Source organism: Bacillus sp. JZ109, assembly GCF_053903135.1.
This window is the reverse complement of the sequence record NZ_CP096388.1, coordinates 953934-974926: the sequence shown is the minus strand read 5'-3', so window position 1 is coordinate 974926 and position 20993 is coordinate 953934. Positions and strand designations below refer to the sequence as shown.

10 protein-coding genes are annotated in these 20993 nt (G+C 46.6%); 3 read left to right on the top strand and 7 right to left on the bottom strand.

Features of this window, described 5'->3' with window-relative positions:
• Positions 1 to 26 precede the first annotated feature (26 nt).
• The 5 genes from esaA to M1D94_RS04890 all read right to left on the bottom strand — a co-directional run bounded on the left by esaA (position 27) and on the right by M1D94_RS04890 (position 9759).
• Complete coding sequence (esaA, locus tag M1D94_RS04910) at positions 27 to 3242, bottom strand: type VII secretion protein EsaA (RefSeq protein WP_153257007.1); 3216 nt, start codon at positions 3240 to 3242, stop codon at positions 27 to 29.
• Complete coding sequence (gene essC, locus M1D94_RS04905; protein ID WP_456270442.1) at positions 3239 to 7726, bottom strand: type VII secretion protein EssC; 4488 nt, start codon at positions 7724 to 7726, stop codon at positions 3239 to 3241. Before essC ends, esaA begins: the two co-directional genes overlap by 4 nt.
• 60 nt (positions 7727 to 7786) lie before the next feature.
• Positions 7787 to 9142 (bottom strand): type VII secretion protein EssB, encoded by a 1356-nt coding sequence (gene essB, locus M1D94_RS04900; RefSeq protein ID WP_024573120.1) that lies wholly within the window; start codon positions 9140 to 9142, stop codon positions 7787 to 7789.
• A 14-nt stretch (positions 9143 to 9156) separates the two neighbouring features.
• Positions 9157 to 9396, bottom strand: a complete 240-nt coding sequence (gene yukD, locus M1D94_RS04895) for an ESX secretion system protein YukD (protein WP_003228763.1) — start codon at positions 9394 to 9396, stop codon at positions 9157 to 9159.
• Positions 9397 to 9465: 69 nt separating this feature from the next.
• The gene (locus tag M1D94_RS04890; protein ID WP_003220661.1) at positions 9466 to 9759 is read right to left on the bottom strand and encodes a WXG100 family type VII secretion target; all 294 of its coding nucleotides are present in this window, start codon (positions 9757 to 9759) and stop codon (positions 9466 to 9468) included.
• Between the two features lie 521 nt (positions 9760 to 10280).
• Here M1D94_RS04890 and adeR point away from each other — a divergent pair.
• The 3 genes from adeR (at position 10281) to M1D94_RS04875 (ending at position 13577) form a co-directional block, all read left to right on the top strand.
• On the top strand, positions 10281 to 11549 hold the full coding sequence (gene adeR / locus M1D94_RS04885) for a sporulation transcriptional activator AdeR (protein WP_050496054.1): 1269 nt from the start codon (positions 10281 to 10283) through the stop codon (positions 11547 to 11549).
• A 102-nt stretch (positions 11550 to 11651) separates the two neighbouring features.
• A complete protein-coding gene (ald, locus tag M1D94_RS04880) occupies positions 11652 to 12788 on the top strand; it encodes an alanine dehydrogenase (RefSeq protein WP_032726798.1) in 1137 nt (378 codons plus the stop codon).
• A 111-nt stretch (positions 12789 to 12899) separates the two neighbouring features.
• Positions 12900 to 13577, top strand: coding sequence for a YukJ family protein (locus tag M1D94_RS04875; RefSeq protein WP_003228755.1), 678 nt, complete (start codon positions 12900 to 12902; stop codon positions 13575 to 13577).
• Between the two features lie 43 nt (positions 13578 to 13620).
• Here the strand turns inward: M1D94_RS04875 and M1D94_RS04870 are convergent, their stop codons facing one another.
• Positions 13621 to 13830, bottom strand: coding sequence for an MbtH family protein (locus M1D94_RS04870; protein ID WP_003228753.1), 210 nt, complete (start codon positions 13828 to 13830; stop codon positions 13621 to 13623).
• A gap of 15 nt (positions 13831 to 13845) precedes the next feature.
• Positions 13846 to 20982 carry a non-ribosomal peptide synthetase DhbF gene (gene dhbF, locus M1D94_RS04865; protein ID WP_456270441.1) on the bottom strand — a complete coding sequence of 2379 codons (7137 nt, stop codon included), beginning with the start codon at positions 20980 to 20982 and terminating at the stop codon, positions 13846 to 13848.
• Positions 20983 to 20993 lie beyond the last annotated feature (11 nt).

Below are 20993 nucleotides of genomic sequence, written 5' to 3'. Positions count from 1 at the left end.
TCATGATCCCCTTTTCCATGCTGCGATTACGCTTCATACGTTTCATCGCTTTCTGCTGTGTGTTCAGCCATCAGCCGGATAATCAGCGGCAGAGCCGCGGCAATCACCGTGATGATCAGCAGAACTGTTATTCCCATTGTAAACAAGTGCCCAGTACCGTACTGGATGTCGATATATACTTTCGAAACCGGATCTTCAAATGTAAAGTTCGGCATGATCAAATCAATAAGCGGTGCGACATAGAATAGAATCATTGCCGCTGAAGCAACCCAGCCAGGGATTGATCCGAATCTGAATGCCGTCCGGATGAAGGCAGAGCTTGCGACCAGCAATAGAATCGTAAACACCGACCACTTAATCGTCTGATCGTCCGGCAGTGAATAAATATTCAAACCGAACAAGCTGATCATAAGTCCGACAAGGATATTCAGAATTCCGAATAACGCTCCTTTGACGAGAAGCGGTGCGTTTTGGTAATACGAGCTGAAATAGCCGATTAACAGACTGCTGATCAACACAATGACAAGGATGACAACCGGAGGTACCGTCTGAATTTTTTCTTCCGGAACCTCTCCGCTGATTTTAAGCGGATTCGCTAAGTAATCATATACATAGCCATTGTTTTGCCCGTCTACTAATGTATTTCCGAGTATGCCGTATACGTCATTTCGCACGAGTTTCGTGGAGGCTACATTTTTCCCCCAGTTGTTGTTTAAGGTGTCGGCTTTCGCTTGAACATCATTGACGCTTTGCTGCATGTTGGTTGTGTAATCAATGATGCCTGACTGGCGATCAGACAATGAACCCATCATGTCTGACATTTGCAGCACTTCCTGGCCGACCGTATCTTGGACACTCAGTGCCATGGTGCCAGACAGCCCATCGTTGCTGAACGTCGCAGATTCCTGTGTTGCGCCCGTTACAAGCTGTTCTGACGCTTTTGCGGCACTTTCAGAGATTTTCGTCAGTTCGTCGAGAACACCTGCTTGAGAGTCACGAATAAAGCCGCTGTAGTCGTCCGCAAATTTGGTCATTCCGTCGATGAAGCTGTTAATGTCTTCGTCAGTTTGCATCGTGTTGTTTTTGAGAGCTTCCCAGCTGGCTGATTCTTCAGGTGAGAGAGCCAGGACTGATTTGACGTTGCCCTGCTGGCCGTTAATGGCGCCGGCTTTTGCAGCACTGTCAATCGTACCGGATAATACAGAGTCATAAACAGACAAATATTTATAGTATCTCATTAAAGCGGAGATGCTTTCTGTATTGATGTCTCCTGAGAATTGAAGCTGATCTTTATTTTCAAGCTCGCGAATCGCACTGTAAATCCCTTCAAACTCCCGCTTCCGTTTCGCTTCGAGATTTTCAAGTTTACCTTCGAGCTTTTTCACTTTGTCTTTCAGGTCATCAATTTCATCAGTGAGACCATTCATTTGCTCTGTTAGTTCCTCTAACTTCTTTTTCAACTCTTCATTATGAGCAGTTTCTTTTTCTTTGAGCTCTTCTTCAATTTGCTTGATTCGCTCAGACGCTTTGCTGAGCTGTTCTTTTGCTTTTGCAATATCAGAAATGTCGTCGTTTCCTGGTTGATCTTCATTTCCTGGCTCAGTCGTGCCACCGTCGCCTCCTGAATCTCCGGTACCGTCTTCATTTGCCAGCTTGATAAATTGAAGGGCTGAGTCAGATGAAGCAGTCTGTTCGACAGATGTGCCCGTTTCAGTTTTTCCGCTGTCTGACGCATCGCTGGGCTGCTCCTGACCGTCTGTTCCCTTCTGCTGGTCTTGATCCTGAGTACTGCCGTCCGTTTGTCCGTCATTACCGGTATCACTGCTGTTATTATCGTTCCCTGTGTCGCCCTGTGTATCATCGGGATTTGTACTGCCCCCGTCATCAGGTTTTTCTGGGTTATCAGTGGACGGATCGTCTGGTTCAGTACCCGGGTCCTCCGGTGTTGGATCCTCTTTTTCAGGCTCCTTCAGATTGTCTGAAATATCCTGAATATCAGCAGCGATATTTTTCAGTTCTTCACGCTGTTTTTCAAGATCAATTTTGAGTTCTTCAGGATCTTCTTCTTTAGGGTCTTTATCTTTATCATTGTTGTCAGAACCATCGTCTATGACTGGGTCGTCCCCTTTCGCAACTGTCAATGCCTGACGTGCCGGGACAAGCAATTCATACACCTGATTTAGTGCAGCCTGTCTTGATGCGGCCTGATATTGTTCGATTAAATTACTTTGGATTTTTGCCATGCCAAGTTCCTGCTGGGACACTTGCCCTTCCCTAATTTGCTGGGCGTTTGCCAGCACATTGCTGGTTTGTCCGAGCTGTGTCTTCGCTTGGCTGATCCCAGTTGCCAACCCGCTCATGCGTTCGCTGAACTGATTCGCCTTTTGCTGTGCCTGGATGGCATCCAGACCTGTCCGGATTTGCTGCTGTGTTGAATCCTGGGCTGCCAAAAGCAGCTTTTTCTGATTTTCTTGATATTCCTTGTATCTTTCAACTGTATCAATGAATTCTTTCAGCGTATTTTTGGCTTCTTCCGCTGTAGAAGCTTTTTCTTTTGTCGTGCCTTGCGCTTCATTCATTGATTTCTTCAGCTCATCGATTAAGTCTTTTTGCTGTTTGATTTCACCTGCTAAATCATTAGAGCTTGGTTTGTAAAAGTTGTACATGACATTCTGGAATTCAGATTCTTTATTGACGATCTTGTCAAATTCTCCTCTGATGTTGTCCACTTTTTGTGAAACAAAATTCCAGTATAAGGCCGACATTTTTTTGTTCATTGTCTTTTGGGCATCCTCAAGCTCACGCTGAACTTTTTCTTTGTTAACCGCATTAAGGTTATCTTGAATGCTGAATTCGAGCGTTGCTTTTTGAGGATGGTCTTTGTCATAGCTCAAAATGTTTTTTGAGAAGTCTGAGGGAATGTAGACAATCGCATCGTATTTCTTTGAAGCGAGACCGGTCTCGGCCGCGCTTCGGTTTACGACGGTCCACGAATAATCAGGACGTTCACCCAGAACGGCCGCTACTTCCTTGCCGAACTGGGCGGATTTGTCCTCTTCATCAGACTTTACCTCATCACTCAATACGCCTGTGTCTTCATTCACCACCGCGATTTGCCGGGTGGAATTGACTGCTTTTTTCGTTGGGTCGTCTCCGATAAATCGGAAAAACAACACCGGCAGCAGCAAAATGATGATGACGGCGGATATTAACTTGATCAAGCTTTTTCGTTGTTCTGTCATCTAGCACTCTCCCTTTCAGCAGAACATAAAGGAATTTGAACTTTTTGCTCCTTCCCGTTTTCCACAACATATCCGAAGCCCGGCTGAATCTCAGGCTCCTGTCTTTGGTACGGGAGAGGAATGACATTTTGCTCAGACTTTTTCATCAGCAGAATCGCGTGGCGGATTTGCTTCATCTCAGTCGTCAAGGAGTCATAGCCTTTTGAGAATTCGCTGTGATTTCCGCCCGGGATAAAGCTGAACCCAAGATGAGCGTATGATTTCATGAAGTTAGCGAGACGGTCTTGTATTCTCGTATCAATCGTCTGCTGGAATCTCGTTATCCCGTCAATCATCAGCACGACTTGTGAGAATCGCAGATTTTGTGCGTCTCCTTGGCGGACGGCTTCTACATACATGGCCTCTCTTGTTTTGAAAATGTCTTCAGCTGTTTCAATCCACTGCTCAATATCTTCTTTCGTTTCCAAATATGAAACAGCTGATTCCTTCGCATAATGAGATAAGCCGCGGTCAATCGAGTCAAACAGGCCGATCATTTCAGTTTCATCATCAATCAGATGTTCGAGCATTACTTTTAAGACGTTTGTTTTCCCGCGCTGAGTCTGGCCTAAAATCAGGCAGTGCTTATGCTTGCCTAAATCAAAATAGACTGGGCTGACTGTTTCTTCATGAAGCCCGATCGGTACAGATAAAGGCTTGCGTTCCAGCTTGAAGCGGATAGAAAATTCTCTCGTAGACAAGCTCTCAGGCAGCATCGGAATCGGTGCCGGCTGCTCCATTGAAGCAAATCGCCCTTGAAGTTTCTGTACGTCTGATTTCAGCTCGTTGAACATGCCGATATCATCATCGGCGTCAACAGGCAGGAACATTTGCGCGAAATAAAGCTCTTCCTTTTGAATGATGACGCGTCCCGGAATCGGCTCAAGATTGAATTTCGGACGGCCGTAAATGGAATATCCTTCTGATTGATCCATGAGATAATGGACAACCTTTGTTTTCAAGTTATTTAACAATGACTGGCGGACAGCATTCACCCGCGTTGCTGTCAGCATAAAGTAGATACCCAAGCTTTGTCCGTCTCTGGAAAGCTGGACAAATTCCGATTCAAGCTCATGCATCTCATCCTTGACAATGTCAAAGTTGTCAATGGTGATAAAAATGAATGGAAGCTCTTCTTCGCTCAGCGCATTGTACATTTTGATGTGGCTGATTTCTTTTTCCCGGAACAAACGTTTACGGCGGTCAATTTCTTCTTTGATGCGAATCATGAACTTTTCAATTTTTCTTGACTGGTCCATCAGGAAGTAATCCGCGGTATGCGGGAGCTTCGCTAATGGCAGCAGCGTTCCGTTTCCGAAATCAAAGATATAGACATGAAGCTCTTCAGGTGTGTATACGTCCGCAAAACTCATCAGGAACGTTGCGGCTGCAATCGATTTTCCGTAGCCCGAAGAGCCGAAGATGCCGATATTTCCATCTTCCATCATCTTATAAGCAATTGGCGCCTGTCTTTGCAGATCAGGTTCATCGACATACGCAAAGTGGAAATGGTCTTTTTCGTTTGAAGGGAAAAGAGTGCGCGGAATACGTTCCGCAAGCGGCGGCAGCCAAGGGCTTGGCAGCTTCTCGATTCCCATTTCATCTTGGATGCGTTCAATTTCGTCAACTACAGCTTCGATTTCGGTTTGAACGTCTTTTTTCGCGTTATCTTCGGTATCAACCTCAGAAAGCGGGATCAGACCCGTATCTGTAACAATCGCGATTTCATCCTCAGTACCGTAGACTTCCTCTAAGTAAGGCGCCCCGCTCCATGCAGATTGGAACAGCTCATACACTTCATTGTTTCCGACCTGCAAATAGCCGCGGCCTGTTACGGTAATGTTTGCGGCATCGCTGTTTTTCAAAATTTCTTTACTGTCGGTGGCATCCTGGACCTTGAGCGCTACTTTAAAGCGCGAGTTACTCCAGATCTGGTCGTCGATGATGCCGCCTGGCTTCTGTGTCGCCAAAATCAAATGAACGCCGAGGCTTCGTCCGATACGCGCGGCACTGACAAGCTCCCTGATAAAATCAGGCTCCTCGCTTTTCAGCTCGGCAAACTCATCAGAAATTAAGAACAAGTGAGGCATCGCCACTTCTGCTTTCCCTTGCTTGTATAGCTTTGTATAGTCATTGATGTGATTGACTTGATACTGGTCAAACAGGCGTTGCCTTTTTTTCAGCTCGCTTTTAATGGAAGCAAGCGCACGCATACTGAAGTTTTTGCTTCCTTCAATATTTGTGATCGTGCCGAGGAGGTGGGGAATGTTGCGGAACGGCTGCGCCATTCCTCCGCCTTTATAGTCAATTAGTAAGAAAGCCGCTTCATGCGGATGAAAATGCACTGCAAGTGACAAGATGTAGGTCTGGAGAAATTCACTTTTCCCTGATCCCGTTGTCCCCGCAAGCAAGCCGTGCGGACCGTGTGCTTTTTCGTGAAGGTTCAGATACACAATGTCATCTTTCCCTTTATAGCCGATCGGCACTGACAGCGACTTCGACGATTCACTTGTCAGCCATCTTTGCTGAATGCCGATTTCTTTTACTTCCTTCGCATGAAAAAGCTCCAGGAACGATACCGTTTCCGGAATGGAATTCGTAATGCCGACCTGGTGGTTCAGCGTCCGCAGTGTGCGTGAAAACCGTTCGTTGTCCTCACGCTGATGATGATCGAGACGGAACGGAATTCTTACCGCTTTTTTCTTTTGTATTAAAATGTCGCCTTCATGCTCATTGATGTAGCGGACAAGAGTTGTAATGTTTTCCGACAAGCTTTCCTTTGTTTCCGCAGCGACAATTGTCGAGATGCCCAGATGCTCATGCTGTCCTTCTAAATATTCGAGAATGACATGCTCGGAGATCAGCTGCTGATTCGTGATGACAAATACAAAATGCGGTTTGAACTGCAGTTTTTCTTTGTCATCTTCGAGATCACGCTCTCTGATCAATTCGTAAAGTGAAGACAGGAGCTGATCTCGCGTTTGCTCATTATAAATAAATCCCTTTGCATAAATATGGGGCATTTGAAATTGCGGAAGCCACTTCATCCACTCCCAGTCTTTATACTCATCTTCATGAAAAATAAATACAAAACGCAAATCGTGATAGCTGTTAAAGAACGACAGCTGTCCGATCAGCTGGTGAATCTCATTTTTCACAATTTGTGATTTACCGACAAGCCCCATCGGACCTTCTGCCAAATCGACCGTCACCGGCGCATTGCGGATATCTTTATAGACGCGCTGCATGTGCTGCGATTTCTCCATGAGATCATCGATATCACGATTCGCCAAGTCGTCGCCGCTCATATTGATTTCATAGCTTGACGGAACTGTTCCCGTCCCAAGCCGCAGCTGGAGATAATCCTTGCTTTCAAGGGATTTTTCCCAGATCCTGTCACTGATTTCACTTGTTAAGTATTTCATTTGTTCAAATGAAGGAAAGTGAAATTCAAGAACCTGCTTTTGTTTTTCAGCAAGTGCCTGAAGCTCTTTCCGCTTATTGTCTAAGTAAAGCTTATATACACGCTCCCGTTTTTCCTCGCGTTTTTTCCGCTGGTTTTTATCCCGGAAATATTGCACTGTAGAGGTAATGAGAGTCATCATAAACATCGCCAAAGAAACGAGTATAAATATGCCGCGCGGCTGGATGATGGCAACTACGCCCATCACGATCAGCATCACAAGCGGAGGCAGGATGACGAGCCACAGCCCTCTGTTGGTTTGATCGCTCTCCTGAGAGGGAAAACTGAAAGAAACGCGGTCATCCGGCAGATCGTATACCATCCGCGGCGTTCTTCTGTACTGCGGATATTTTTTCTGCATCTCTGTACTCGGTTTGACCGTTTCTGTTAACGCTGTTTCAAACTGGGCATAATGAACAATTTCTAAAAGGTCTTGTTCCGTCACCCTCATTTGCGTGAAGTTCCAGAATATTTCGTCCCCCGGCTTAAGCGGCGTATTGGCGTTGATTTTCTCTCCGTTCAAGAAGATAGACCCGTTTTCAGGGCGGACCGACCAGCTGCCGCCTGAACGAAGCAAAGAAAACGTGCTTTGTTCTGCAAATGCAAAGTCTTGCGGATTCAGATAAATATCTGCATTCGTTTTTTCTGAGGAACATACAATTTCATCCCGGTTTCCCGTAAAATAAACGGATTTCTCAGGTTCACTGCCCGTCAATATCAAGCGTATATCCTGCTGATCCGTTTGGAGAGTAAATGATATATCCGCCTCAATCGTGCCGAGACAATCATTTCCCAGGAAAACTTCGTATTGGCCGCCGGATTCCTTTCTTTTAAGAGAAATCACTCCGCTATTAAATGGAATGGAGCTGATCGTAACAGAATCCTTCACATCAGGCCCTATGGTCACCGGATGAGACGACGGGAGGTTAGACAGATTTAATTTTTGAACGTTATTTTGGTAAAAAACCCATAATAGACTCAAATGGCGAACCCCCTTACGGCCGAATGGCAGCATGCGATGACCTGTGCTTCATGTCTCACGTTATTTGTCATCTTTTTTCTCATCTTTCTTTTCTGTTTCTTTTTTCTCGTCTTCTTTTTTCTTCTGTTCTTCTTTTTTCGCTTTTTCCTCGGCTGCGGCTTTTTCTTCTGCCGCTTTCTCTTCTGCTTGTTTTTCTTCGTCTGTTTGTGTCTGTTCTTCGCTTGTATCGACTAACGATGTTTCAGAATTAGACTGTTTATTTTCTTGACGTTCTTTTTGGGCTTTTTCAAGCTCACTATTTACTGAGTCAAGTTCTTTTTGTATGTCTTCATCATTTGTATCCTCAGATAAAAGCTGCTGTTTATATTTAGCTAGGGCAAAGTAAATATAATCATTGTATTCAAGCTTACGGCCGATACTGATCGCTTCTTTGTATTCTCCTCGACCATAATCAATCCAATACAAGAAATGCTGAGGGTCTGATTGAAGGGTGACTAAGTTATTTTCTATATTTTTGGTTTTTGCACTCCCCAGGTTTTCGACCTCAACATAGGACGTCGCCAGCTGATACTGCACCGATTCAGGCAGGCTTTCCGCATCGTACTTGGACAGTGTGCTGATGACTTCACTGTACTGCTTGTTTAAGAACGCACGGTTGCTGTCCACTATCGCCTGGTGCTTTGGCTGCGCGAAAAATAAGGCGTACATCGAATAAATAAGTGCCGGTACAAGCAAAACAATGAGCCCCAGGCCGATATATCGCTGGATGTTCCACTTCTTTCTCGGGATATGTATGTATGTTTTTGCTTTGGCTTCGAGCTCATCAATATGGGTTTGAATCAGCTCGAGCAAATCATCATAGGATTCAGCATCTAATATCGCCTTTGCCTCTGCGGAGAACGTCAGCGTTTCATTGAATTTCAGGTAGTCTTCAAACGCAAAAGCGCCGTCAACTGCCAAAGCCGCTGCCGCTTTCAGCTCCTGCCATACTCTTTCCTCATCACGCTCGTAAGGAGGAATGCTTTCTTTTACTCCATAATGGAGAAAATAAGGCGTAAGCCCTTTATCGAATACAATGTTTTCAGGAGCGACAATCAAATTCAGCCTCGACAGATTGTGCTGCTGTACGGCTTGAACAAGCTGATAGGCAAACTGCCATTTACTTTTTTTATCCTTAGCTTTCATGAAGCGGAATGCTTTATAGGAGGAGGGAGGTTGGATTGTGATGATTACTTCATCATCCGTCACATCGATTTCTTTATGAAAAAATGGATTTATATCTTTGATCACGTTAGCTTCAAGACCGTCGAGAAGCTTTATTTTTTCCCGTTGAAAGGTAAATGTATAGCCGGCATCTGTTTTCTCGGCAACAGCTTCTAATTGGTTTTCTAAATATGATTTTTGTTTACCTGACATTCAACCAGATCCTTTCATAATATTTCAAGCCGGTCTCCGTTTGTAATGCCGCAATCAGACAGCTTGCATTCTCCGGAAAACACCTTATCCTTGTTCACCACTCTGATCCAGTGCCCTTCGCGCGGAGGCATAGATACGCTTTGGGCCTGCCAAGCAATATCAATTACTTTTTTCACCGGGTGGTAATCTGACAATCTGAGATCAAAGACACTGCCGTTATAATGTTTCAAATCTATTGTAATATCAATATACATTTAGGATCACCCTTACATAGAAAGAGCGCCGTCTTCTTTTGAATCAGGCGCTCCTTCCCTTTCATACTGTTATCCGCGGATTTGATTTGCGATGTCTTGGTCAGTAGACTCAAGTGTATTTGCTGTTTGATCAAGCTGCTGATTCACATCTTGAAGCAAATCTGACATTTTGATAAATGAAGGTTTGAGCTGCTCGTATTGATCTGCGAACGCTTCGCTTGAAGCACCTTCCCACATGCTTTTCAAATCAGAGATCATTCGGTTTAAACGATCAACCTGATTTAATACTTCTTGGCTTTCAACGCCGTATTGCTTCGCCATCGCTCTTAGCTCTTCGGGTGTGACACGAATTAATCCTGCCATATTCCTCATTACCTCCTGTGCCATCAGCCTAAATATGGGCTAATTCACTTATTTTTAGAACGTCATTATTATAAAAACAGTTTTTCGGCATAGTCAAACAAATATGTTTTAATTTTACAAAATGAGTCCAATGGTTTACCCCGAATCACTTAAAAATGACATATAATGTAAAGTAAATAGGTTTATTTTCTTAATCTCCTCTTCATTCTCCGAATAATCCAAAAGACCCAAATAACGCTCCAACTCCCAAAAAAAACCTTTCAGAAAATTTGATGCTACAGCACCATTTCTGAAAGGTTCAGTTTTTTCTTTCCTTAATTAGTCTCGCCTCCGATGACTTTCTTAGAAGATTAATAGGATAAGCTGTCGTATTATATGAGGCATACAACTGTCCTGCAAAAAGGCGATTACACCGCCAAATGTATATAGAACGTTTCTCTCATGAAATTGTTTTTTTGCTTCTGTTCTTTGTTGTTGATTTTCACAAACAACAACAATCATAATAAAAGGAAGGGGATGAGATGTCAAAGAGAAATCAAGCACGAAAAGTAGGGAGATTTATGACCATGCCGAATGATCCGTTTAAATATAGTTTTGACAGACTTGAAGATGTTGCTGATCATATCAGCGACGTTCTGCGGTGCCCGATCACCATAGAGGATGTTAACCACAAACTGCTTGCCTACAGTACACACAGCGACTGCACAGACCCTGCCCGGACGTCTACCATTATTGGCAGAAGGGTACCGGAGAAGGTGATTAACAAGCTGTGGAAAGACGGGACAATTCCTGCTCTCTTAAAAACGGACCAGCCGATCAGAGTCAAGCAAATCGATGAAGTCGGGCTGAGCAATCGCGTCGCTATTTCGATTTGGAAAAACAAGCAAGTACTTGGCTTCATATGGGCGCTTGAGATCCAAAAAACATTGTCCGATGAAGATCTGCTGACATTGCAAATGGCAGCAAAAGCAGTGAAAAACAAGCTTCTCAAACTTCAAATCAGAAAAACGAAAAATGAAGAACGCAGCCAAGAATTTTTCTGGAAAATGCTGACCGGACACATCCATCAGGAGGATGATATGGCGGATGGGTTCCATAAGCTTGGAATGGTTGTTCCTTCAGAGTTTTCCGTTATGATCATCCGCATAAATGGCGAGCTGACTGAAAAAATCGAACAGCAGCTGCAATATTTACAGGAAACGACCCAGCAGGTTTACGTGCTGCTGGCGACCGTAGATTCCAATGAACTTATTATATTAACCTCACCCAAAACAGATCATCCTTTTCAAGATTTAAAACAGTTTGCTTTAAGTACGCAAAAACAGCTGAAGGAGCGGTATAAAATAGAAGACGTTTCTATCGCTTTTGGCGGAATATACAACTCTATTTCTTTTGTCTCCCGCTCCTATCAGGAAGCATTGTCCGTCTTAAAAACGAAGGAACGGTTCACTGAAGAGACCAAACATCTTTTCAGCTTTTCTGAGTTAGGCATTTATCAATACTTAGATGTCTTATATGAAAAACGGAAACAGGCGGGCCATTATAATTACTCGCTTTCCAAACTGGAACAATATGACCGGGATCACCAGTCAAATCTGGTAGAGACGCTAGAGCGCTTTATTGAAGCGGACAGCAACGTGAATACCGCTTCCAAGCTGTTAAATATACACGTTAATACGTTGAATTACCGACTCAAGCGGATCAGCCAGATCGCTGAAATTGATTTGAAAAATGTGAATCAAAAATTCACCATCTATTTAGATATCAAACTTCGGCACATGGATTTGTGAAATTTCACAAATCCATGTTTTTTTATTTTCTTAATCAAACAAAGAATTTTCCAAAATATCAAGCTACACTAAAAATATCACAGGATACAGGAGGAGACAGATATGATCATAGGGGTTCCTAAAGAGATAAAAAACAATGAAAACCGTGTCGCATTAACACCCGGGGGCGTTTCTCAGCTCATTTCAAACGGCCACCGGGTGCTGGTTGAAACAGGCGCGGGCCTTGGAAGCGGATTTGAAAATGAAGCCTATGAGTCAGCAGGAGCGGAAATCATTGCTGATCCGAAGCAGGTCTGGGACGCCGAAATGGTCATGAAGGTAAAAGAACCGCTGCCGGAAGAATATGTTTATTTCCGCAAAGGACTTGTGCTGTTTACGTACCTTCATTTAGCAGCTGAGCCTGAGCTTGCACAGGCCTTGAAGGATAAAGGAGTAACTGCCATCGCATATGAAACGGTCAGTGAAGGCCGGACATTGCCTCTTCTGACACCTATGTCTGAGGTTGCGGGCAGAATGGCGGCGCAAATCGGCGCTCAATTCTTAGAAAAGCCTAAAGGCGGAAAAGGCATTCTGCTTGCCGGGGTGCCTGGCGTTTCCCGCGGAAAAGTAACAATTATCGGAGGAGGCGTTGTCGGCACAAACGCGGCGAAAATGGCTGTCGGACTCGGTGCAGATGTGACGATCATTGACTTAAACGCAGACCGCTTGCGCCAGCTTGATGACATCTTCGGCCATCAGATTAAAACGTTAATTTCTAATCCGGTCAATATTGCTGATGCTGTGGCGGAAGCGGATCTCCTCATTTGCGCGGTATTAATTCCGGGCGCTAAAGCTCCGACTCTTGTCACTGAGGAAATGGTAAAACAAATGAAACCCGGTTCAGTCATTGTTGATGTAGCGATCGACCAAGGCGGCATCGTCGAAACTGTCGACCATATCACAACACATGATCAGCCAACATATGAAAAACACGGGGTTGTGCATTATGCTGTAGCGAACATGCCAGGCGCAGTCCCTCGTACATCAACAATCGCCCTGACTAACGTTACTGTTCCATACGCGCTGCAAATCGCGAACAAAGGGGCAGTGAAAGCGCTCACAGACAATGCGGCACTGAGAGCGGGTTTAAACACCGCTAACGGACACGTGACCTATGAAGCTGTAGCAAGAGATCTAGGCTATGAGTATATTCCTGCCGAGAAAGCTTTACAGGATGAATCATCTGTGGCGGGTGCTTAATTCACATTGAGCTTGCAGAAAGATTTCTGCAGGCTTTTTTATTTTTTAAAAGGAAAAAAGAGACCATTTCACGAATTATGACTATGAAGTTGATCATAAAGGAGGATTCATATGGCTGTTCAGCAATATGGCGTGTTAAAAGGCATAGTCTTAGACATGAAGCGGGAAACAGATGATGACAGTCCTCATTTCCAAGTCAAAATGCTCGGTGAAGAGAATACGTATTACAGGTGCGCCATCAATGTGATGTCCAGTTCTGAGGAATCTGAAGTATTGTATTTGGCTGACGATCAGTTTGATTCGGGCTCAATTACCATCCTTCCGAACATGCCGTATGGATATACAAGGATCAATGAAGCAAACCGTGAAGTGGCACTGGATTATGTGCGGGGCAATTTGTTTGACCCGCGGGAAATGAAGCCTTTGCCTCATGAAATCACAGGACCTGATAATGATTTAAATGATTTTATTGAAACCTATATGAAGAAAGCACAAGATGAGAAAGCGCCGGTTTATATATTCGGTTCAAAATTCGGCCCTGAACAGGCTGCAGATAAAATATTCGGCTTTACCCCGACTAACGGAATGCACAATATCCATATGAATCAAGGGAATGCAATGGATACCCGCTGGAAAAAAGACAATGGCTCTTGGCATGACGGGGGTATTCTGATTCAGTTTGCAGATCAGTGGGCCGCTGTGTTTTTAGCGTTTTTATCCCAATCTTGGTGTACAGATGAAAACGGAAACCCGGTCAGGGATTGTGATCATACCCAAACGTCTGCGTAAGATAGAAAAAGAGACTGCGGCGAGCAGTCTCTTTTTGATACGATTACACATTTTCAACAGTCTTTAGGCTGTTTGGCCTCATATCGCTCCAATGCGATTGGATATAGTCCAAACAAGCTTCACGCCCTTTTTGCTCATGAACGACTGTCCAGCCGCTCGGCACATCTATAAAACCGGGCCATAGGGAATATTGGCCTTCTTCATTGATCAGCACCAAATACGTGCCATCCGCATTTTCAAAAGGATTTGCCATTCTATTTCTCCTCCCTTATTTATTCAACTCTTCCAATTTGACAGCGAGAACCTTGCCGATTTGAGCCAGAGGTTCCGGCTGACATAAATCTTTATGACGGCAGTCGATGTCAATTTGTTCAATCTGTCCGTTAATATAAGGCTTCCACGAATCAGGTTCAATCGGATCAAACCATTCAGGAATGATTGTTGATCTGAAAAACAAAACATTTCCACGGAAGGTTTTCGGCTTATAGGAGCCTAAAATGCCGACAGAATTGACATACGTATTCTTCAAATTTAAAATGACCGTTTCATCCAAGCTCGCAAGCGCACTGCCGTCACGGCGAAGAATCTCAATCGCTGCTTCAAAATCTAGCGGTTTGTCCCCTAAGCTGTCCGGATCGTACCCGCCTAACGCCAGAAGGGCAATAAGCGCTTCCTCATCATCCGGCGCCTCTTTTATAGGAAGGAAGTGGTTCGGATAGGCGTCCAGCATCACCAACAGGGATACTTCTTCTCCTTGATTTTGCAGCTGGGTAGCCATCGCTTGAACGACATTCCCGCCCAGGGACCAGCCCAGCAGATGGTACGGGCCTTTTGGCTGGACCGTTCGGATTTGTTTAATGTAATCGGCAGCCATGTCATCAAGTTGTTTCGGAAGCTCCTCGCGCTGCCCGATTCCCCGTGCCTGCAAGCCGTAGATCGGATAATCTGTTCCTATATTGGTCATCAAACCGGCATAACACCAGCTGAGCCCCCCTGCCGGATGAACACAGAATAAAGGAGGCTTGTCTCCGCTTGTTCGGAGCGGCAGCAGAACGTCAAGAGCGCTTTGGCTTGATCCCATTTCAAGTCTTTCAGCGAGCCCGGCTACAGTAGGTGCTTCGAACAAGTTGCCGATGCTGAGTTCAACGCCGAGCGCTTCACGAATGCGGCTCATGAGCTGTACAGCAAGCAAGGAATGTCCGCCTAAATCAAAGAAACGGTCATCAATGCCGACACGCGGCAAGTGAAGCACCTCCATAAAGAGGTCACAGAGAATTTCTTCCTGCGGCGTTCTCGGTCCTCGTCCTGTCACTGCCGCTGCGAAATCCGGAGCGGGCAGTGCTTTACGATCAAGCTTTCCATTCGGTGTCAGCGGCAATTCTTTCATCGTCACAAAGGCAGCAGGCACCATGTAATCCGGCAGTCTCTCCGCAGCATATTTGCGCAGTTCCGCCGTATCAAATGTTTCTTCCGAAGGGATGACATAAGCTGCTAACCGTTTATCTCCCGGCTGATCCTCACGAACGATCACTGCCGCATCTTCAAGCTGCGGATGCTGAACAAGCGCGGCTTCAATTTCTCCCAATTCAATCCGGAATCCCCGAATTTTCACTTGATGGTCTGCACGGCCGACATAGTCGAGAGAACCGTCAGCGCGGAGGCGGGCCACATCCCCAGTGCGGTACATCCGGGTGCCTGGAGGACCGAACGGATCAGCTATGAAGCGTTCAGATGTTAAACCAGGCCGGCCTAGATAACCTCGTGCTAACCCCGCTCCTGATACATACAGCTCTCCGGCAACACCCGGCGGGACCGGCTGCAGGCGTTCATCCAGCACGTATACACCAAGATCGGGAATGCCGCAGCCGATCAAGCTGTTTGCCCGTAAAGCTGCCATGCTTCGGTCTAATTCGATATAGCTCACATGCACCGTCGTTTCTGTAATACCATACATATTGATAAGCTGCGGTCTATTTTCAGGGTGGCGGTTGTACCAATCCTCTAAACGGCTGAGTTCAAGCGCTTCTCCGCCAAAAATGACATAGCGCAGACTGAGTGCCTGTCCGAGATCCGGCTGTTCCCGTTCCGCCTGCATAAACTGATAGAAAGCAGACGGTGTCTGGTTCAGAACAGTCACCCCCTCTTTGACAAGCAGGCGCAGAAACGCTTCTGGCGATCTGCTGACGTGGTGAGGCACGATCACAAGACGTCCGCCATGCAGCAGAGGACCCCAGATCTCCCACACCGAAAAATCAAACGCATAGGAATGGAACATGGTCCAGATATCGTCTGAGCTGAAACGGAACCAGTGCTCGGTCGCTGCAAATAAACGTGTTACATTTTGGTGAGGAATCATCACACCTTTTGGAACACCTGTTGAGCCGGATGTATAAATGACATACGCCGTATTCAAAGGCGAAAGCGGCTGAGTCCTGTCCTTATTTTTTGGATTCTCTGCAGGGTACGTGTTTAGTTTCTCTGCCAGCTCGGGATCATCCAGCACGATTTTCGGCACGTTTTCAACTGGCGGAATGTGATCTGCAGCTTTAGTGTTCGTCATGATAAACGCAGGCTGGGCATCTTTTAGCATAAAAGCAATTCGATCAGCCGGATAATCCGGATCAAGAGGGAGATAAGCTGCCCCGGCCTTTAGCACCGCCAATAGGCCGACAGCCATTTCCAACGATCGGGGCAGTGCCAATGCCACAAATTGCCCCGGCCCGACACCTTCACTAATCAGCATTCGGGCAAGCCGGTTTGCTCTTTCATTCAGCTCTGCATAGTTCAGTGCCTGATTTTCATATACAACGGCAATGGCATCAGGACGTAAAGCAGCCTGCTTCTCAAATTGCTCTGGCAAACATGCGTGCGGAATCTTTTCAGATACACTTTGCCAATCAGTCACCATGCTGCTGCGTTCCTCTGGTGCAAGAATATCCAGATTTCCGATTTGCTCGTCAGGATCAGACTCGGCAGCCTCCAACAGGCGCATCAATCGGTCAGCAAGAGCCTGAGCAGTTTCCCGCTTGAAAAGATCGGTGCTGTATTCAAGCAGTCCTTCCATCCCGTTTGGTGTCCCGTCAGCAAGGCGATCTTCACTGATTTCCAGCGTCAAATCAAACTTGGCAGAACCGACACTGTTGATTCGCAGGCTGCTCTCCATATCAGGAAGATGCAGTTCAGCGTCCGGTGTGTTTTGGAACGCAAGCATGATTTGGAATAAAGGATGCGTCGCACGCGAACGAGCCGGATTGAGCACCTCTACAAGTCTCTCAAACGGCAGATCCTGATTGTCATAGGCGGCCAGATTCACTTTCCGTACTCTGTCTAGAAGCTCACGAAAGCTTGGGTCACCGGACGTATCAGTTCTGAGCACCAATGTATTAATAAACAGCCCTACAAGATCGCCCAGCGCATCATCATTCCGTCCCGCGATCGGACTGCCGATCGGAATGTCGGTGCCCGCCCCGAGCCTTGTCAATAAAGCGGCGAGACCGGATTGAAGCACCATAAACAGGCTCACCCTATTTGTGCGAGCCAGCTCCTGCAATCGCTTGTGAAACTCGGGCTCAATACGAAAATGAATCGTATCTCCATCATGACTCGGCTCAGCCGGACGTGAATAATCGATTGGCAGTTCAAGCTGATCAGGCAGGTTTTTCAAGGTTTCTTTCCAGAAAGCAAGCTGACCGGCAATCAAGCTGTTTGGATTATCCTCGTTTCCAAGCAGTTCTTGCTGCCAAAGCGCATAGTCTGCATACTGCACAGCAAGAGGCGCCCATTCGGGAGATCGTCCGTGGCAGCGAGCCGCATAAGCCGTCCCAAGGTCTCGGGTCAGTGGTGTTAAGGACCAGCCGTCCCCGACAATATGATGGACGAGAAGAAGCAGCACGTACTCGTCAGGACCGATCACAAAAAGCTCGGCACGAAAAGCAGGTTCAGCTGCAAGATCAAAGCTGTAGCGTACAGCTTCGGCAAGCCGATCAGAAAGCTCCTTCTCAGCAATTTCAGTAACATGTAACTCGGGACAGGCTTGATCGGCATCTAAAATATGCTGATAGGATGTCCCCTGTGATTCAGGGAAGATCGTCCGAAGACTTTCATGACGGCAGACGAGGTCATAAAGTGCCGCTTTCAGCAATCCTTGATCCAGCTCACCTGACAAACGGACAGCAACCGGAATATTATAAGTAGGACTCGGTCCTTCCAGACAATGCAGGAACCATAGCCGGCGCTGGGCAAATGATAGCGGGATCTTTTCAGGCCGCTCAGCTCTCTGCAAAGCGGGACGTGCACTCTGCGCCAAATCAAGATGGGCAGCGAGTCCGGCTACTGTCGGTTCGTCAAAGAGCTTGGCGATACCAAGTTCGGCTCCCATTACCTCGCGAATGCGGCTCATCAGACGGGCTGCAAGAAGAGAATGGCCCCCAAGCTCGAAGAAACTGTCATCGATACCGACGCGTGCCAAACCGAGAACCTCTGCAAACAAGTCACACAATATCTCTTCCTGAGGAGTCCGCGGGGACCGATCACTGACAGATGTGCTGAAGTCTGGTGCCGGCAGTGCTTTCCGGTCAAGCTTGCCATTAGGTGTTAATGGCAGCTCGTCCATCTCCACAAACGCCGCCGGTACCATATAATCAGGAAGACTAGCCCCCATATAACGACGAAGCTCTGCAGTATCAATAGCACCATCAGCGACTACATAAGCCGCCAATCGTTTGTCTCCCGGCTGATCTTCCCGTACGACAACCGAGGCCTGTTCAATGTGCGGATGATTGGCAAGCACGGCATCAATTTCTCCAAGTTCAATTCGGAATCCGCGAATTTTGATTTGATGATCCGCCCGCCCGATATAATCCAAAGACCCATCGGCACGCCAGCGGGCCTGGTCTCCGGTCCGATACATCCTAGTTCCCGGCGGTCCGTATGGATCTGCAACGAAGCGCTCCGCCGTTAAATCAGGGCGATGGAAATAACCTCTGGCCAAGCCGGTGCCTGCAATATAAAGCTCTCCGACAACGCCCGGCGGCACCGGCTGCAATCCATTATCAAGCACATACACCTGCGTGTTCCAAATCGGTTTCCCAATCGGAGGAACGCCCTGCAACCCTTCTTCAAGAAAAGCTGCGGCAGACCAAATCGTTGTTTCAGTGGGACCGTATAAGTTCGTGACTGAACAATGAAGGTCTTGAAGCGCCTGCAAAAGACCGCTCGGCAGCGCCTCGCCTCCTACAAGCACTCTAAGCCCCCGAAGTTTCTCAGGTTCACTCGTTACCAAAGCGTGCCACAGTGTCGGTGTCGCCTGCATGATGTTAATATCGAAATTTTCAATCATTTGAGCTAATGCCTGCGGCTCACGGATCGTTTCTTTCTTTGCGATCACAATTTGCGCTCCGCTAATCAGCGGAAGATATAACTCCAATGCTGAAATATCAAAAGCGACAGTCGTCACAGCCAACAGCCTGTCTTCTTCTCCTAGAGAAAATGCCTCCTGCATGGACAGCAGAAAATTGCTTAAGCTTTTCTGTGTCACAACGACTCCCTTCGGTCTTCCTGTTGATCCTGAGGTATAGATGATATACGCGGGATGGTCAAGAGAAACCGATACATCCGGATTTTCCGGCGAATAGCGTTTTATAATCTCCTGTGTAACAGCCTGATCAAGCACAAGCTCCGGTACAGCCAGGTTATCAGGCAGACTGGCTGCTATTTCCTCAGTCGTTATGATGCATGAAGGTTTCGAATCCTCCAGCATGTAAGAAATGCGGTCGGCTGGAAACTCCGGATCAAGGGGGAGATACGCCGCACCAGTCTTGAGCACACCAAGCATTGAGGCCACCATCTCAGGGGAACGCGGCAGCGCCAAAGCGACAAATTGCTCCGGACCAATCCCTTTTTCGATCAACAGACGCGCGAGGCGGTTTGCCTCTTCATTGAGCTTTCGATAGTTGACTTGAATGTCATCACACATGAGAGCGATACGTTCTGGCGTAAGAACTGCCTGCTTTTCGAACATGTCCTGAAGGCTGACCAGCTTCTCGGATGTTGCCGTCTCATTCCATTTAGAAATGACTTTTTCTTTCTCCTCTGGCAACAGAAGCTCCATTTGCCCAATCAGCATGTCCTCTCCGGCAGAAGCCGTTTGCAGCAGCTGCAGGATACGCTGCTGATGAAGATTAATATCAGACTCACTGTATACCTCGGGATTCGCATCAACATCAATTCGCAGCCCGCTGCCGTCTGTTCTGTCATATACATTGATTGATAGATCATCAACAGGACCGGCTGAAAGATTATGCGTTGTGCCCCGGGCGCCGGCAAAGTCGAGACCGTAATCAAACGGCATAAGATTGATTTGAGGGCCAAATAATCTATGATTTTCTCCTATCAATTTCAGATCGCGCCGAAGCTCTTCATGGCGATACTTATGATGTCGCCGAATACTGCGGATTTCCCGGGAAATTTGCTGAATCAGTTCAGAAAAGCTCATCGAAGAGCTTACCGTCAGCCGGAGCGGGAGAAGGTTCATCACCATAGCCGGTACATTCAGTGACGCGGACCCTATCCGACCCATCATGGGCAGGCCGAGCACAACATCCTCAGAGCCGGTCATACGGTGCACATAAACAGCTGACACCGCAATCATGACTTCATGCCAGCTTCCTGAGAAATAGCGCGCCGCTTCTTTTAACGCGTTTACATCAGACGGAGGCAGATATGCCGTATGACGAAGAAAACTGTTAGATGTTCTTGGCGCCCGATCAGCCAAGCTCACAACTTCAGGTGCATCTGCAAAACGGTCCAGCCAGAATTGACGATCCTTCTCATACTGCTCTGATCCGCGATAATCTGTATCCTCTTCCAAAATGGCCTGGAGAGACCCAAAGGAACGGCCTTTAGCTGTTTGTCCTTTTATAAGCGCAGTATATGTACTTGCCACACGTTGGGCTATCAGGGAAAAACCGAAGCCGTCGATCGCTATATGGTGAATGCGCTGATACCAAAAGAAACGATCAGGCCCGGCAATAAACAGAGCTTCATTGAACAAAGGGTCATACCCTAAATCAACCGGCTTTGCTAAATCAGCTTTCATCCAGTTTAATGCTGTTTTTTCCGGATCAGGCTCAGAGCTGACGTCAATGACGTGCAGCTGTACATCCGGAGACGGGTTTATCATCTGCCAAGGCCCGTCCATATTTTCACCGAAGCGGACATGCAGCGATTCCGCTTCCTTGATCACGTACCGCAAAGCTTCTTCAAAAAGAGCAATATTGATTGGTCCATTGATTTCTATATATTCCGCTGTATTGTAGATTGGATTGTCCGGATCAAGCTGCTGAGCAAACCATATGCCAGTTTGCGCCCCGGTCAAAGAATATTGAAGATCTTTTGTATCAGGCATCCGTTTGTTTA